The 15,829-nt window shown below is 72.6% G+C and carries 11 protein-coding genes; 6 read left to right on the forward strand and 5 right to left on the reverse strand.

Annotated elements, in window-relative coordinates; all coding sequences use genetic code 11:
- Positions 1–114 precede the first annotated feature (114 nt).
- Complete coding sequence (locus ACZ4UU_RS36460) at positions 115–1,350, forward strand: MATE family efflux transporter (protein ID WP_471907691.1); 1,236 nt, start codon at positions 115–117, stop codon at positions 1,348–1,350.
- Here ACZ4UU_RS36460 and ACZ4UU_RS36465 read toward each other — a convergent pair.
- Positions 1,285–1,794, reverse strand: coding sequence for a DUF6214 family protein (locus tag ACZ4UU_RS36465; protein ID WP_471907692.1), 510 nt, complete (start codon positions 1,792–1,794; stop codon positions 1,285–1,287). The genes ACZ4UU_RS36460 and ACZ4UU_RS36465 overlap by 66 nt on opposite strands.
- Positions 1,795–2,030: 236 nt before the next feature.
- Between ACZ4UU_RS36465 and ACZ4UU_RS36470 the strand changes: the two genes are divergently transcribed.
- Entirely contained in the window at positions 2,031–3,374 is a 1,344-nt protein-coding gene (locus ACZ4UU_RS36470; RefSeq protein ID WP_471907693.1) for an FAD-dependent oxidoreductase, read from the forward strand.
- Positions 3,375–3,399: 25 nt separating this feature from the next.
- On the opposite strand, the gene ACZ4UU_RS36475 is transcribed toward ACZ4UU_RS36470, so the two are convergent.
- The gene (locus ACZ4UU_RS36475; RefSeq protein WP_471907694.1) at positions 3,400–3,753 is read right to left on the reverse strand and encodes an ArsR/SmtB family transcription factor; all 354 of its coding nucleotides are present in this window, start codon (positions 3,751–3,753) and stop codon (positions 3,400–3,402) included.
- A gap of 150 nt (positions 3,754–3,903) precedes the next feature.
- Between ACZ4UU_RS36475 and ACZ4UU_RS36480 the strand changes: the two genes are divergently transcribed.
- Positions 3,904–4,983 (forward strand): NADH:flavin oxidoreductase/NADH oxidase, encoded by a 1,080-nt coding sequence (locus ACZ4UU_RS36480; RefSeq protein WP_471907695.1) that lies wholly within the window; start codon positions 3,904–3,906, stop codon positions 4,981–4,983.
- A gap of 107 nt (positions 4,984–5,090) precedes the next feature.
- On the opposite strand, the gene ACZ4UU_RS36485 is transcribed toward ACZ4UU_RS36480, so the two are convergent.
- Both ACZ4UU_RS36485 and ACZ4UU_RS36490 read right to left on the reverse strand, forming a co-directional pair.
- On the reverse strand, positions 5,091–9,404 hold the full coding sequence (locus ACZ4UU_RS36485) for an HAD-IC family P-type ATPase (RefSeq protein ID WP_471907696.1): 4,314 nt from the start codon (positions 9,402–9,404) through the stop codon (positions 5,091–5,093).
- Positions 9,405–9,515: 111 nt separating this feature from the next.
- A complete protein-coding gene (locus ACZ4UU_RS36490) occupies positions 9,516–10,838 on the reverse strand; it encodes an extracellular catalytic domain type 1 short-chain-length polyhydroxyalkanoate depolymerase (protein ID WP_471907697.1) in 1,323 nt (440 codons plus the stop codon).
- A gap of 466 nt (positions 10,839–11,304) precedes the next feature.
- Here ACZ4UU_RS36490 and ACZ4UU_RS36495 point away from each other — a divergent pair, with 466 nt between their 5' ends.
- Together ACZ4UU_RS36495 and ACZ4UU_RS36500 are read left to right on the forward strand one after the other, a co-directional pair.
- Positions 11,305–12,285: a pectate lyase family protein gene (locus tag ACZ4UU_RS36495; protein WP_471907698.1), complete on the forward strand. Its 981-nt coding sequence runs from the start codon at positions 11,305–11,307 to the stop codon at positions 12,283–12,285.
- A gap of 32 nt (positions 12,286–12,317) precedes the next feature.
- Positions 12,318–13,100, forward strand: coding sequence for a pectate lyase (locus ACZ4UU_RS36500; protein ID WP_471907699.1), 783 nt, complete (start codon positions 12,318–12,320; stop codon positions 13,098–13,100).
- 129 nt (positions 13,101–13,229) lie between these two features.
- Here the strand turns inward: ACZ4UU_RS36500 and ACZ4UU_RS36505 are convergent, their stop codons facing one another.
- Positions 13,230–14,036: a PaaX family transcriptional regulator C-terminal domain-containing protein gene (locus ACZ4UU_RS36505; RefSeq protein WP_471907700.1), complete on the reverse strand. Its 807-nt coding sequence runs from the start codon at positions 14,034–14,036 to the stop codon at positions 13,230–13,232.
- Positions 14,037–14,116: 80 nt separating this feature from the next.
- Between ACZ4UU_RS36505 and ACZ4UU_RS36510 the strand changes: the two genes are divergently transcribed.
- Positions 14,117–15,820 (forward strand): acyl-CoA dehydrogenase family protein, encoded by a 1,704-nt coding sequence (locus ACZ4UU_RS36510; protein ID WP_471907701.1) that lies wholly within the window; start codon positions 14,117–14,119, stop codon positions 15,818–15,820.
- The last annotated feature ends 9 nt before the right edge of the window (positions 15,821–15,829 follow it).

The raw sequence follows: 15,829 nt of genomic DNA on the forward strand, positions 1-15,829 counted from the left end.
GCACTGCCGCTGTACCTCAGCACCCTGGCCGCCTCGGCGGGCGCGCTCGTCGACACGGCCCTGCTCGGACGCCACGCGACCGTCTCCCTGGCGGCCTTCGCGGTCGCCGTCGCCGTGTTCGCTCCGGCCACCGCGACCGTCGCGGGCGCGTTGCGCGGCGTCATGCCGTTCGTCGTGCCCTGCAAGAGCGAGCCGGACGCGCTGCTGCCGATCGTCCGGAACGCGATGTGGCTGGCGTTGGCCGTGGGCGGGGTGTGCGCGGCGGCCGTCGCCTCGGTGCCGCTGATCGGCGGTGCGGCAGGAGTGCCCGCCGCCGTACTGGACCAACTGGGCGTATTTCCGTGCCTGTTGGCGGGCAGCGTGCTGCTCGTCGCCGTCGGCCAGTCGGCGACCTCGGTCCTGGTGGCCCTCGGCCACAGCGCCCAGGTGATGCGCGCCGGGCTGCTGAGCACCGCCACGTCCGTCACGCTGTCGGTCCTGCTGGTCGGCGCGCCCGGCCCCCTTCCCGGGTACGGCCTCACCGGGGCCGGCGTCGCCATGCTCGCCGCCGCCCTGGTCGGCGCGTGGGCCAACCAGCACACCCTGCGCCGCCGTACCGTCCTGGCCGGCCGCCCGCTGCACCCCGGACGGCCCGATCCGCGCCGGGTGCTGCGGCTGGCCACGGTGGGGATCCCGCTCGCCGGGACAGTGCTGATCAAGTTCGCGGTCCTCGGTGTGCTGACGTTCGCCGCCGCCCGGATCGGCACCGACAGCGCGGCCGTCCACGGCGTGTCCGAGTCGCTGGTGAACGTGATGTTCACCGTGGCGGTGGCAGTCGGCCAGGCCATGATCCCGCTGACCGCCGGCGCCGCGAACGAGGGCGATGTCGCGGGCATACGCCGAAGTCTGTGGGCGGGCGTCTGCGTGACCCTCGGCGCGATCACCGTGCTCGGCGCCGCCCTGCTGCTCGGCCGGCACTCCGTCGTAGCGCTGTTCACCTCGGACGACGCGCTGCTGCCCCAGGTGGTGCGCCAACTGCCCCTGGTAGTGCTGGTGGTGGTCACCGACGCCCTTCAGGCGGTCGCGGGCTTCGCGCTCATCGGGCTCCGGCGGACCGTGCCGAGCCTCGTGTCCACCGCCGTGTGGTTCGGGGCCCTCGCGGCGGTCGCCGTCCCCGTCGCCGAGGCCGGCGGGCTCACCGCCCTGTGGGCGGCGCTGGCCGGCGCGAACCTGCTCCAGGCGGTGACCAAGTGGGCCTCGTTCCACCGCCACAGCGCGGGCGTCGGCGCGAGCGCGGCCTCCGGGTCAGTGGCGGGCTCGACGCCTCGTCAGGAAACCGGCGTCACGGGCCTGGCCGATCAGCCGGAGTGACTTGCGGCGGCCGAACCCCGTGGCCGTCATGACGGCGAGAACGGGGTCGGTCCCCTGGTCCTGAGCCGCGCGGTACTTCTGCGCCACCAGCCACTGCCCCTCGATACCGCGCGGCCAGCCCGACCCGGCCAGGCACGGGCCGTCGGCCTGCTCACCGTCCGGTTCGTCACCGTCCGCGCCGATGCTGTCCGGTCCGGGATCCGCGTCCGGTGCGGCCCCGATGCCGCAGGCCTCCGAGAGCGGCTCCTCGATCCAGTCGGCGAGCGCCGCCAGGTCGTCCAGGGAGAGCGCCGGCTCGGCCCGTACGTCCTCGATGGAGACGCACCCCTCGGACACCACGGCGACCGCGTCGACATGGGCGCCGTCGCCGAACTCCAGCCGGAGCGCGAACCAGGCCGTGGCCCCGGTGCCGTCCCGCACTTCCCACGCGGGCCACACGGACACGGCACCATCCGTCGCAAGGCGATCGGAAAGATTAAGAAAGGATGCTTCCAGCACACACGCAACGTAACCGCATGATCACATTCCATACGAACGAACACGCGTCCCGTACGACGCACAGCACCCTGTCAGCGGAGCGGCGGCGGTGCGATGCTGGACTCGAGAGCGACTCCCGAAGATCCTCAAGATCCCCGAAGGCCCCTGAAGGCCCCTGAAGGTCCCCGGACGAGGAGTTCCCCGTGCTGCGTGTCGCCGTCGTCGGCTCCGGACCGGGCGGGTGCTACACCGCCCAGAACCTCGTGCAGCAGGCCCCCGACGTACTCGTCGACGTCCTGGACCGGCTGCCGTGCCCGTACGGCCTGGTGCGGTACGGGGTGGCGCCGGACCACGAGAAGATCAAGTCCCTCCAGAACAACCTGCGAGCCGTCCTGGAACACGAGCGGGTGCGGTTCCTCGGCGGGGTCCAGATCGGCCCGGGCGGGGTGCCTGCCGACCGGCTGCGGGAGCTGTACCACGCCGTCGTGTACTGCGTGGGCGCCGCCACCGACCGGCACCTCGGGATTCCCGGCGAGGACCTGCCGGGCAGTTGGTCGGCGACCGAGTTCGTGTCCTGGTACAGCGCCCATCCGGACGCCATGGAAGACGGGTTCGTACTCGGCGCGCGGTCGGCGGTCGTCATCGGCGTCGGCAACGTCGCCGTGGACGTCACGCGGATGCTGGCGCGGGGCCCGGACGAGCTGACCCCCACCGACATGCCGCAGGCCGCGCTCACCGCGCTCGCCGCGAGCCGGGTCACCGACGTCACCATGGTCGGGCGGCGCGGCCCGTCCCAGGCGCGTTTCACCACCAAGGAGCTACGGGAACTGGGGACGCTGCCCGACACCGCCGTGGCCGTGGACGCGGAGGAACTGCCACTGGACCCGGCCTACGCCGACCCCTCCGGGCTGCCCGCCCCGCAGCGCCGCAACGTGGAGGTCCTGCGCGGCTGGGCCGAGAACCCGCCGCACGAGGCCGGTCACCACATCCGGCTGCGCTTCTTCCTGCGTCCCGTAGAACTCCTCGCCGAGGGCGGGCGCGTGGGCGCGGTGCGTTTCGAGCGGACCGTCTCCGACGGAGAGGGCGGCGTGACGGGGACGGGCCGGTACGAGGAGGTCGAGGCCCAGTTGGTGCTGCGTTCGGTGGGCTATCGCGGGGTGCCGCTGAAAGGGCTGCCGTTCGACCCCGCCACCGGCACGGTGCCGCACCTCGCCGGACGCGTTCTGCGCGAGGGTCGCGTGGCGCCGGGCGAGTACGTGGCCGGCTGGATCAAGCGGGGCCCGACGGGCGTCATCGGCACGAACCGTTCGGACGCCAAGGAGACGGTGACGGCCCTCCTGGCGGACACCTCCGTACTCGTACGCCAGGACAGGCCCGAAGACCCCCTCGCGGCCCTGCGCGCCGAGGGCGTCGAACCGGTCGAGTGGACGGGCTGGTGCGCCATCGAGCGGGCGGAGGCGGAGCTGGGGGCGTCACTGGGGCGCGGGGTGGTCAAGCTCCCGGACTGGCAGTCGCTGATGACTGCCGCGCACGAGAGCACCCCGTAATGGGGGTGCGGGGCGGCACCGCGGTTCAGGCGCCGTCGAGGCGGGCGGCCTGACGGTCTGCGGCGTCGAGGAGGCAGTCGAGGAGTCCCGGGAAGAGGCCGTCCAGGTCGTCCTTGCGCAGGCCGTTCATCTTGGCCGTGCCCCGGTAGACCTGCTGAAGGACACCGCTCTCGCGCAGCACCCGGAAGTGGTGCGTGGTGGTGGACTTGGTCACGGGCAGGTCGAAGTGCGAACAGGAGAGCTCGTCACCGACGGCGGCGAGCTCCCGTACGATCCGCATCCGCATCGGGTCGGACAGTGCGTGCAGCACGCCTTCCAGCCGGATCTCCTCGCGCGTCGGGTGCGGGAGGTCACGGCTGCTGACAGCGGGGCTGGTCACGGCGGCTCCACTTCGTCGGGTTCCCTCACTCGGGAGTCCCCCTGCTCGGATTCCCTCATTGTACGAGACCTCTCGTAGTTTGACACTTCCCGTACTACGATGTCTATCGTACGAGTCGACCGCTGGTCCCCGTGACGAATGGAGTCCGCCGTGAGTGCGCTCTTCGAGACCTACACCCTGCGCGATGTGACGATCCCGAACCGGGTGTGGATGCCGCCGATGTGCCAGTACTCGGCCGCGCCCGAGGGCCCCGAGACGGGCGTCCCCAACGACTGGCACTTCGCGCACTACGCCGCCCGCGCGGCCGGCGGCACGGGGCTGATCATCGTCGAGGCCACCGGGGTCAGCCCCGAGGGCCGGATCTCACCGTACGACCTGGGCATCTGGAACGACACACAGGTCGAGGCGTTCCGTCGGATCACGCGCTTCCTGGTGTCGCAGGGCACCGTGCCGGCGATCCAGCTTGCCCACGCCGGGCGCAAGGCGTCGACGGACCAGCCCTGGCGGGGCGGCGCCCCGGTGGGCGCGGACGCGCACGGGTGGCAGCCGGTGGCACCCAGCCCGGTCGCGTTCGCCGACGGGCACCCGGTGCCGAGTGAGCTGACGGTCGCCGAGATCCAGGAGACCGTGGGGCAGTTCGCGGACGCCGCGCGCCGTGCTCTCGCGGCCGGCTTCGAGATCGCCGAGATCCACGGCGCCCACGGCTATCTGATCAACGAGTTCCTGTCCCCGTACTCCAACCACCGCACCGACGAGTACGGCGGCTCGTACGAGAACCGCACCCGTTTCGCCCTCCAGGTCGTGGACGCGGTACGGGCGGTGTGGCCGGACGACAAGCCGCTGTTCTTCCGGATCTCGGCGACGGACTGGCTGGAGGAGCAGGGCTGGACCGCTGACGACACGGTGCGCTTCGCGGCCGACCTCCAGGCTCACGGCATCGATCTGCTGGACGTCTCCACCGGCGGCAACGCCGCGGGCGCCCGGATCCCCGTCGGGCCGGGCTACCAGGTGCCGTTCGCGGCACGGGTGAAGGCCGAGACCTCGTTGCCGGTCGCCGCGGTGGGGATGATCACCGAGGCCGAGCAGGCCGAGAAGATCGTCGCGAACGGAGAGGCGGACGCGGTGCTGCTCGGCCGGGAGTTGCTGCGCCGGCCGTCGTGGGCTCGGGAGGCTGCGCGGGAGTTGGGTGGGGACGTGCATGTGCCGGACCAGTACCACCGGTCCGTTTGATCGCCTACTCGTCGGGATGGCTTGTCCCGTCTCGCGCCTGCCGGTTCGTGGGGGGGGCTCGCGCAGTTCCCCGCGCCCCTGGGTTGGCAGACTCAGCTCGGCCGAGATCATCCCGTTGGCAGTTGCCGGCGGACGGCCCGCTCCAGGTATGGCAGGGCCCGCTGCCCCGACACCGCCAGCGCGATCGACGCGGCTACGCCCGTCCAGGCGAGCGGCCCGAGCGGGGTGCAGCCGAAGAGGTTGCTGAGGCCGGGGGTCTCGACCAGGACGAAGAGCACGGCCGCGGAGCCGAGGGCGGTGACCCGGACCAGGGGGCTGCCTCGGCGGTCGGCCAGGGTCTGGGCGAGCTGGGTGCCGACCACGGCGCACAGGGCCATGGTGGTGGAACGGCGGGCGGTGCCCGGGGTGAAGCGGCCGATCAGCCAGGCGGACGTGGCGCCCAGCGTGGTCGTCAGGGCACGGTGCCGGATCTTGCTGGTCAGGGGTGCGCCGAGGAGTGAGGTACCCAGGGGTTCGGTGCCTTCGGTCCCGGCCGCCGCAGATTCCGTGTCGGTTCCCTCCGTTCCCTCCGGCTCCTTCGGCGTCACCGCCACCGCCATCGCCGGGAACAGGTCCGTGAACAGGTTCACCAGCAGCATCTGACGGGTGGACAGGGGCGCCGCGCCGGACAGGAGGGTGCCGAGGAGGCCGAAGCCCACCTCGCCGGCGTTGCCGCCGATCAGGATGGCGATGGCGTCGGCGACGCTGTGCCACAGGGCCCGGCCCTCGGCGACCGCCTCGATGAGGACCGTCAGGTCGCCGTCGGTGAGGACGAGGTCGGCGGCGTTGCGGGCGGCGGCCGAGCCGCGGGCGCTGATGCCGACGCCGATGTCGGCGGCGCGGATGGCCGCCGCGTCGTTGGCTCCGTCGCCGACCATGCCGACCACTCGCCCGGCGTCCCGCAGCGCCTCGACGACCTGGAGTTTCTGCTCGGGCGCCACCCGGGCCACCACTCCCATGTCGCGCAGCATGCGGGCGCGCTCCTCCCGGTCCGCGGAGGCGAGTTCGTCGCCGGTGACGACGCCGGTGTCCTCGGGCCAGCCCAGTTCGGCGGCGATCGCGCGAGCGGTCTGCGGATGGTCGCCGGTCAGCATGACGGGCCGTACGCCCGCCTTGCGCAGGCCCTCGACGAGGGCGGTCGAGGTGTCGCGGGGTACGTCGGCGAGTGCGAGCAGGCCCGTGAACTCCAGCTCGCCCAGCGGCTGTTCGAGGACGTCCGCCGCGTCGTCCGCCGCGCCGAGTCGGCGCCGGGCCACGGCGAGGACGCGCAGTCCGTCGGCGGCCAGGTCGTGCGCGGCCTCGGACGCCGAGGAGGGCAGGTCGGCGCAGGCGGGCAGCACCGTCTCGGGGGCGCCCTTCACCACGAGTACGGCGGTGCCGTCCTGCTCCTCGCCGACGGCGGCGGCGTAGCCACGGCCGGCCTCGAAGGGCAGTCCCTCGGTCTGGGACCACTCGGGGTCGGGTCCCGCCGCGTCCAGGACGGCCTCGTCGGTGGCGTGCACGGGCCGGTCCGAGCCGCCGTTCAGCTGGGGGCAGGCGCGTGCCGCGGTGCGCAGCGTGGGGTCGTCCGCGTCCGGTTTGCGGACCGTGCCGTCGGCGTCCGTGAGGCGGACGAGGCGGAGCCGGTTCTCGGTGAGCGTGCCGGTCTTGTCGAAGCAGACGGTGTCCATCCGGCCGAGCGCTTCGAGGGTGCGCGGGGCCCGGACGAGGACTCCGTGGCGGCTCAGCCTGCGGGCGGCGGCCAGTTGGGCCACGGTCGCCACCAGCGGCAGCCCTTCGGGGACGGCGGCGACGGCCACCGCGACGCCGCCGCTGACCGCCCGGCGGATGGGGGTGCCGCGCAGCAGTGACAGTGCGGTCACCCCGGCGCCGCCCGCCAGGGTCCAGGGCAGTGCCTTGTCGGTGAGTTCCCGGAGCCTGGCCTGGACTCCTGCGGACGGGGGCGTACGGGCGGCGAGGGCCACGGCCCGTGCGGCCTCCGTCCGCTCCCCGGTGTCGACGACGACGGCCCTGGCCTCCCCGGCCACCACGGTCGTGCCCTCGAACACCATGCAGCTGCGGTCCGGCACGGCGGCGTCGGGCGTCGGGTCGACTCCCTTGTCGGCCGCCAGGGACTCCCCGGTCAGCGCGGACTCGTCGACCTCCAGGCCGTCCTCCCACACCAGTCGGGCGTCGGCGGGCACCACGTCGTCCGCCCGGAGTTCGATCAGGTCGCCGGGGCTGAGCTTGGCGGCGTCCACGAGACGCGGGCGGGCCTTCGGCTCCTCGGCCGTGACGCGTGCCTTCTGCGTCTGCTTCGCCAGCAGTCCGGACAGTGCCCGCTCGGCCCGCATCCGCTGGATGCCGCCGACCAGCGCGTTCAGATCGAGCGCGCCGACGACCAGCAGGGCGTCGACGACCGAGCCGAGGATCGCCTCGGCGGCCGAACCGACGGCGAGCACCGGGGTGAGCGGGTCGTCGAGTTCGCCACGCACGGCGCGGGCGAGTTGCAGCGGCGCGGTCAGCGGGGCGAACACGCGTTGCCGGCCCATCGCCTGAACTGCCTTGCGGGCACGGCCCGTCGCCTGCTCGGGCAGAGTCTGCTCCGGGCCCGGTTCCTGCTCCAGCCGTTCGCGGACCTCGGTGTGCTCCAGTTCGTGCCAGGCGACGCGCGGCCGGGGGTGCGGTGCGCGGGCCGCTGCCACGCCGAGGGCGGCGCGTGTGCCGGTGAACAGGGCCCAGGTGGCGCTCGCGTCGACGGGTGTGTGCCGCAGCCCGGGCCACGGTGTGGGGCGGCCGCGCCGGGACTTGCCGATGGCGACCAGGAGCCCGGACAGGGCGGCACCGGACCGGGCCAGGGTCTGTGACCTGTGGCCGACCTTGCGCGCGGCCGGGACCGCCCGCAGCAGCCGCCACACATCGGCCAGCCCGTGCAGGGCCAGCACGTCCGCGCCCCAGACCACCGCTCCGTCCCGGTCGGTGAGGGCGACGGCCACATCACCGGCGAGCAGCCCGGCGAGGATGTCCTCGTCGTCCTCCCCCGGCCGGGCGACCGTGACGACGGCGCCGTCGTTCTCGGCGCGCAACGCGTTCACGACCTCGCTCAACGACCGTTCGTCGCGCACCACTTGGTCGGCGAGATTCGTGAAGTCGGCCAGGGCGGGGTCGTCCACCATGACGACCCGCAGGCCCGCGCGTCGCGCCGCGTCCAACACCGTCTCCGCCCACGGGTCCGCGTCGGCACCCGGAGTCCTGAGCGCGCTCGGGTGCAGGACGACCGTGTCGGCCATCTCCAGTTGCCTCAGCCGCTCGGTGTCACGCACCAGGACGCCCGCGCGGGACAGCGCGGAACTCAGCACGGCGTGGAAGGCGGCCGGACCGTAGCGGGCGGCCTTGGGAGAGCCGGCGAGCACGGCCTCCGCCGCCTCGGTGCCGTCGTGCTTGACGAGCAGCGTGGCGACCGCGCCGACGAGGCTGCCGGTCTCGGCGTGTGCGGCGTACTCCTGGGCCGGCGAGGTGCGCAGCGGCGGGCGCGGATGCCGGTCTCCGGCGACGCTGCCTCGCTCCGGCGCGCAGACGTCGTCGTGGACCAGGTCGAACGCCGCCGCGCGCGCGACCGTCTCCGCGAGCTGGAGCGAGCGCAGCGCGCCGTCGAGCACGAGGGCGGTCGGGGTCCGGCCGGCGCCGTGGGCGGCCGCGTTCGCCATGGCCAGCAGCATGTCCATGCGGGAGCGGCCGACCCGCGCACGCAGCCATCCTCGGAAGCGGGGGTTCTCCCGCAGCAGCGTCACCAGTGCCGTCACCGAGCGGGGCGAGGCCGGCAGCCGCAGGCCGTACCCGATGAACGCGGCGGCGATGCCGAGCCCGTCGGCGGCGAGCGTCAGAGCGGCGTCCCGTACTCCGGCCCGGTTGGCCGGGTGGGGGATCTCCTCGACCTCCTCGTCCGTACGGGCCAGCCCGTGCCGGGCCGCGAGCTCGCTCGCCCTCTCCAGCACCCGGTCGCCGGCCGACTCCTCGACGGCGGTGATCACCAGCCGGCGCAGTCCGCCGTCCCAGTACGCGAGGGCCACGTCGGGCCGCTCCGCCAGTGCCGCGGCGACCTTGCGCGCGGCCCGCTCGATCCCGCCCTCCCGCCGTACCCGCTCCGGTTCCTCGGGCCGCAACGCCACGTGGGTCCGGGTGCCGGACCGCCAGGGGTGCGGTCGCCCGGGCCAGGTGTCGCGGGCGACCCGTACGACACGTGCCGCGGTGTCGGCGCCCCGTACCCCGGACCGGGCCGCCCCGGCCACCGCCCCCGCGGCGGCTCCCACCGCGGGGGCGGCCCCTCTGGCGAGCAGGCGGGGCCCCGCCGCGAACAAGCCGGCCACGGCGGGTGTTGGGAGTGGAAGGAATCCCAAAAACACCGCCCTCCCCCCCCCCCCCCCTTCCACATCTCCCCTCGTTTGGGACGGGTTCCCGCAAAACGGCATGTCATCCGCGTACGGGAACCTGTCGCGCTACGAGGTCCGGGAAGGTCAACCGACCGTGCAGGCCGTCCCGCCCAGGGTGAAGGCGCCGGGCGCCGCGCTGTTCCCGGTGTGGTTGGCCTGGTACCCGACGCTGACGCCGGCGCCCGGCGCGAGAGCCGCGTTGTAGGCGGCGTTGGTCGCCGTCACCGCGCCGGACGCCGGGGTGTACGTGGCCCCCCAGCCGTTGGTGATCGTCTGGCCGGCGGGCAGGGTGAAGCCGAGTTGCCAGCCGTTGATCGCCGTCGTGCCGGTGTTGGTGATGGTCAGGGAGGCGGTCAGGCCCGTGCTCCAGGCGTTGGTGGTGGCGTTCACCTTGCAGGCGCCGGGCTGGGGCTGAGGTGCGGGGCCGCCGCTGTCGAGGCCGAAGAAGGTGAGGACGCGGGCCGCCATGCCGTAGCCGTACAGGTTGTGGCCGACGCCCTGGAGGCTGATCGCCTCGACGGGGGCCCGGTCACCGGTGCCGCCATAGCGGGTGCGGGTCCAGCCGGACTGGGGTGTGTCCGTGGCGGCCGGGGTCTGGCTGACGCCCTGGACGTCGGTCCACTGCTTGATCATCTCCCCGAAGTTGGGGTAGCGCAGGACGTCGTCCTCGGTGCCGTGCCACAGCTGCATACGGGGACGGGGGCCGGTGTAGCCCGGGTAGGCGCCGCGGACCAGGTCGCCCCACTCCTGCGGGGAGTGGGTCACGGTGCCGCCCGCGCACGCGCTGTTCCACTCGGAGCCGTCGGTGGTGGCGAAGCAGCCGAAGGGGACGCCCGAGAAGGCGGCGCCGGCCGCGAACACGTCGGGGTAGTCGCCGAGCAGGACGTTGGTCATCATCGCGCCGGAGGAGATGCCGGTGGCGAAGACGCGGCTCTGGTCGGCGTCGTAGGTGCGGGTCACCCAGTCGATCATGGACTTGATGCCGACGGGATCGCTGCCGCCGCCCCGCTTGAGCGCTTGCGGCGAGGAGACGTCGAAGCACTTGCTGCTGCGGGTGACGGACGGGTAGAGCACGATGAAGCCGTACTGGTCGGCGAGCGTGTCGTACTCGGTGCCGTTGTACATGTCCGGGCCGGAGCCGGTACACCAGTGCACGGCCACCAGGACGGCCGGGGCGGCGGTGACGCTGTCCGGCACGTACACGTACATGCGCAGATCGCTGGGGTTGGTGCCGAAGTCGGTGACCTCGGTGAGTGTCGCGGTGGGGACGACGTCGGCGGCCTGGGTGCGGGCGGCCGCCGTGGGGGCGGTGGCGAGCAGGGTCGCGAGCAGTGGAAGGAGCGCTGCGAGGAGGGCGACGAGTAACGGGATCGGTCTTCTCGGGGTGGTGCCGATGGGGGTGGGCACGTCCTTGTCCCTTCTGGCGCTGTCGGTGCGGGTCAGCGGGCCGGGCTTCCGCGCCCTGAAGGGGCGGGAACAGCGCGACGGGCCACGATGGCGCGGCAGACGGTCACGGCCGAATCGAGCACCAGGCCGCTGATCGACGTACGCATACGTGGAGTCGGCATCGACTCGCCCTCTCGCAGGGAACGCGTCCGGAGGGCATCGTGGCATGGACACGCTCACCATGGAAGCGCTCCCACTCCACTCCCCGGTTGACCGCACAGAGAGCCCTTACGCCCGCCAGGGCTGACGGAATTCTTCCGCGCAAAGCGTTGACCAGAAAGCGCTTGCCCTTTACGTTCCGTTCAGCAGGGTGACCGAGCCGCACTGCTACACCCCCCACACGGCCGCCCCGCTCGCGCACGCGTTCAACATGAAGCACATCGTTCACATGCATGATCGATCGGCTCCTCCGAAAGGACGCATCCGCATGCGTACGCTCCCCCCACGTGCACGCCCGCAAAGAACCGCACTGCTGACGGCCGCCGCGGCCGCCCTCGCCACCGCGGCCGCCCTGGCCCTGCCTCAGTCCGCCGGCGCCGCCGAGACCTCACCGATCGGATTCGGCGCCGGGACGACCGGCGGCGGCAGCGCCTCGGCGGTCACCGTCTCCACACTGAACGCCTTCAAGACAGCGGTCACCGGCAACTCGGCCAAGGTCGTCCGGGTCAACGGCCTGATCTCGCTGAGCGGACAGGTCGACGTCGGCTCCAACACCACGGTGCTGGGCGTGGGTTCGTCGTCCGGGTTCACCGGAGGCGGGCTGCGGCTGAAGAACGTCACCAACGTCGTCGTCCGCAACCTGAACATCAGCAAGCCGGTGGCACCGGCCGACGGCATCACGGTCCAGGCGTCGACGAAGGTGTGGATCGACCACAACTCCTTCTCGGCCGACCGGAACCACGACAAGGACTACTACGACGGCCTGCTGGACATCAATCACGGCTCGGACAACGTCACGGTGTCCTGGAACACCTTCAAGGACCACTTCAAGGGTTCGCTCGTCGGCCACAGCGACAACAACGCGAGCGAGGACACGGGCCACCTGAAGGTGACGTACCACCACAACCAGTTCAGCAACGTCTACTCGCGCATCCCCAGCCTGCGCTTCGGCACCGGACACTTCTACAACAACTACGTGGCCGGCGCGGACACCGCCTGCCACTCGCGCATGGGCGCCCAGATGCTCGTGGAGAACAACGTCTTCCGCGACACCAAGATCGCCGTCACCACGAACCGCAGCAGTGACGTCGACGGCCACGCCAATCTGCGCGGCAACGATCTCGGCGGGGCCGCGACCGAGATCTCCCAGGTCGGCTCCTTCACCGCGCCGCCCTACAGCTACACCGCGGAGTCCGCGTCCACCGTCGTCGCCTCGGTGACGTCCGGCGCGGGCGCCGGAAAGATCTGACCACCCCCCAACTGGAGGAAGGCATCCGGGACATGACTTCACCAGCAAAGCCCCGCACCCGCCGGCGCGCAGTGACCGGCACCCTGACCGCACTCGGGCTCTCTTCTGTCATGATCACGACACTCGGGGCCCCGCCGGCGAGCGCCGCCACCTGGCCGACACCCAGCAGCAGCCAGCCGGTGAGCTCCACGATCAACGTCTCCGGTGTCCGGGACGGCGGGATGGTCCGCTACTACGGCAGCGGCGACCTGGCCGGCGACGGCCAGGAGGAGGGCCAGGACCCGATCTTCAAGCTCGCGGCCGGCGCGACCCTGAAGAACGTCATCATCGGCGCACCCGGCGCCGACGGCATCCACTGCGAGGGCAACTGCACGCTTCAGAACGTGTGGTGGGAGGACGTCGGCGAGGACGCGGCGACCTTCCGGGGAGGCTCCACGTACAACGTGATCGGCGGGGGCGCGAAGAAGGCCGCCGACAAGGTCTTCCAGCACAACGGACCGGGCACGGTGAACATCTCCAACTTCGCGGTCAGCGAGTTCAAGACGCTGTACCGCTCGTGCGGAGACTGCTCGACGCAGTACACCCGCAAGGTCAATCTCAGCAACATCGAGGTGACCGGCACGGGGTCGACCGCACGCCTGGTCGGCATCAACGTCAACCGCAACGACGTGGCGACACTGCGCGGCATCACGATTTTCAACGACGCCGGTCGCAAGGTCGTCCCGTGCCAGAAGTACAACAACAACGACGCGGTGGGGACGGGGCCGGACAGCACCAACTGTCGGTACTCCACGTCGGACATCACCTACCGGTAGGGCTCGCCCACATGTGGGTCTCACACATGGGTGGGTCTCACACAGGTAGGCCGCGCACATAAGTGGTCCCCCCACGGGGAGGGCGGCCGTATGCAGCGCCTCCGCACGGGGCTTCGTACGGCCGCCTCGTCATGTCCGGCGGGCACGCGCGCGTGGGGCCGCGCCTGGGGCTTCGACGGCGCCCCGGTCGTCACGCGCGCGTGGGTCGCCGGACAACTCCCGCCGGTAGTCCGCGTACGCGGCCCGCAACCGGGCACCCGGCCAGTCGGCCGGAAGGAGCTCGGGGGGCAGCATCGGGTCGGCGAGCAGGTGCCGTACGACGGCCGCGAAGGCGGTGAAGCGGTCGGACGGCCGACGGACGTGGGCGACATGGGTGAGCAGGGCGCGCCCCGTCTCCGCCCACGTGTCCAGCGGCCACAGGGTCGCGGCGAGTTCGCGTGCGGGGCGGTCGGGGCGGGCCGTGCAGCGCTCGGCGACCCGGTCGAGGGCCTCCGGGAGGGGGCGGAGCAGGTTGGCCGGGCGCAGCCAGACACCCTCCCGCAGTTCCGCGAGCCGGAGCCGGGTCAACTCGGAGCGGAGTTCGGCGCGTTCGGCGGGCTCGCGGCCCGTGGCGGTGACCACGACCATCTCCCAGCCGCCGTCCCAGGACCGGGTCCCGGGGTGGACGGCGTCGTCCTGCCGCCGCTGGCGCTCCAGCAGCCGTTCACTGAGGCCGTAGACCGTGTCCGCGCGCCGCAGGTCACCGGTCGCCACCATCCGGCTGAGCGCGGCCCGCAGGGTGGATCCCGCGATCCCGAACGGCTCCACGCTGCGCACCAGGTCCTTCACCGGCAGCTCGGGCGGATGCAGGCCCAGCAGCAGGCTCAGGACGACCGACCGGGCGGAGAGCGGGCGCAGCTCCACCTCGTCGGCCTGCGGTGACGCGTCGTTCGGCATGGTCACGACTGTACGGGGCACGGCGACGGTGACGTATTACAGAATTGATGCGACCGCAGCGTTGATGCAACACTGACGGCATGGTCTCGATACCCGCACAGGAGCGGCCCGCAGTCGCACAGGAGCACGCCGGGCGGTACGCCACCCACGACGTCACCAACCAACCGCCTCCACTGGCCCCGTACGACGCGTCGGAGGACACGGCCCTGTTCGAGGGGCTGCGCCGCGAGGGGGCCGGCTGGGCCGAGGAGGGCATCCGGCGGCTCGGGCTGCGGGCCGGGAGCGTCGAGGCGCAGGAGTGGGGTGAGCTGGCCAATCGGAACGAGCCCGAGCTGCGGACGCACGACCGGTACGGCCGGCGCCTCGACGAGGTCGAGTTCCACCCGAGCTGGCATCATCTGATGCGGGTCGCGGTCGCCGAGGGGCTGGCCGGGGCGCCGTGGGCGGACGAGCGGCCCGGGGCGCATGTCGCCCGGACCGCGGGCGGGCTGGTGTGGGGGCACACCGAGGCCGGCCACGGCTGTCCGACGTCGATGACGTACGCCGCCGTCCCCGTACTGCGCCGCCAGCCCGAGCTCGCGAAGGTGTACGAGCCGCTGCTGACCAGCCGGGAGTACGACCCGCAGCTGCGCGTGCCGACCGAGAAGCGGGGTCTGCTCGCGGGCATGGGGATGACCGAGAAGCAGGGCGGCTCAGACGTCCGTACGAACACCACCACGGCGACGCCGACCGCCGAGCCCGGCGTGTACACGCTGCGCGGGCACAAGTGGTTCACCTCGGCGCCGATGTGCGACGTCTTCCTGGTGCTGGCGCAGGCTCCCGGCGGTCTGTCCTGCTTCCTCGTGCCGCGCGTCCTGCCGGACGGCACCCGCAACGCGTTCCGCATCCAGCGTCTGAAGGACAAGCTGGGCAATCGCTCCAACGCGTCCTCCGAGCCCGAGTTCGACGGGACCGTGGCCTGGCTGGTGGGGCCGGAGGGGCGGGGTGTGAAGACGATCATCGAGATGGTCAACTGCACCCGGCTGGACTGTGTGATGTCGTCGGCGACGCTGATGCGCAAGACGCTCGTCGAGGCGGGGCACCATGTACGCCACCGCAGCGCGTTCGGTGCCCGGCTGATCGACCAGCCCCTGATGCGCAACGTCCTGGCCGACCTGGCGCTGGAGTCCGAGGCGGCGACGACGCTCACGCTGCGGCTGGCCGGGGCGGCGGACCGTGCGGTGCGTGGCGCCGACCCGGACGGGGCCGAGACGGCGTTCCGCCGCATCGCCACCGCCGTCGGCAAGTACTGGGTCACCAAGCGGGGGCCCGCGTTCACCGCGGAGGCCCTGGAGTGCCTCGGCGGCAACGGCTACGTCGAGGAGTCGGGCATGCCCCGCCACTACCGCGAGGCTCCGCTGCTGTCCATCTGGGAGGGCTCGGGGAACGTCAACGCCCTTGACGTGCTACGGGCGTTGAGCAGGGAAGCGGGCACTGCGGAGGCCCTGTTCGCCGAACTCGCCCTGGCGCAGGGGGCGGACGCCCGGCTGGACGCTGCCGTCACCCGACTGAAGGGCATGCTCGCAACCGGCTCCGAGGCCGGCGCCCGCCGCCTGGTCGAACTGATGGCCCTGACCCTCCAGGCCTCCCTCCTGGTCCGGCACGCCCCCGCGGCGACTGCCGACGCTTTCTGCGCCAGCCGGTTGAGCGGCGACTGGGGGCACGCGTTCGGGACACTGCCCGACGCGGCCGACCTGGACGGGATTCTGGGCCGGGCGTTGCCGGGTTCCACGGCAGCCCGCTGACGCCCGGGC

This window comes from Streptomyces sp. NPDC028907 (assembly GCF_055564995.1).